A 363-nucleotide genomic window follows, 5' to 3' on the forward strand; every position below is an offset into this window, starting at 1 on the left:
GGCACGGACCGCGCCCCCGGCACCTGGGCCACGATGGCCCGGGCGAAGCCGCACCAGGAAGTCTCGCCGCCACAGGCCAGGTGGTAGAGGCCGCTGCGCTCCCTTAGCCAGCCGGCGTCCCGGGTTTCCACGATGCGGCTCGCCCGCGCCACCCGGGCGGTGGCCTCGGCCACAAGCCACGCCCAAGTGGGACACCCCACCTGGTCGTCCACCACTTGAAGCGCGTCGCGCTCGCGGGAGAGCCGCCGGATGGTGAGCAGAAAATTCCTTCCCCGGGCCGAGTAGATCCACGCGGTGCGGAAGACGAGGAACGCCCCGCCCACCGCCTGCACCGCCTGCTCTCCTTCCAGCTTGGTGCGGCCG

Annotated in this window: 1 protein-coding gene; it reads right to left on the bottom strand. The window is 72.5% G+C overall.

Annotated features, from left to right (window positions below):
* Positions 1-363, bottom strand: a 363-nt coding sequence (locus ACTFO6_RS18035) for an SDR family oxidoreductase (RefSeq protein ID WP_439935779.1), incomplete at both ends; no start/stop codon positions are given.

This window comes from Pelomicrobium sp. G1, assembly GCF_051905455.1.
GTDB lineage: Bacteria > Pseudomonadota > Gammaproteobacteria > Burkholderiales > UBA6910 > Pelomicrobium.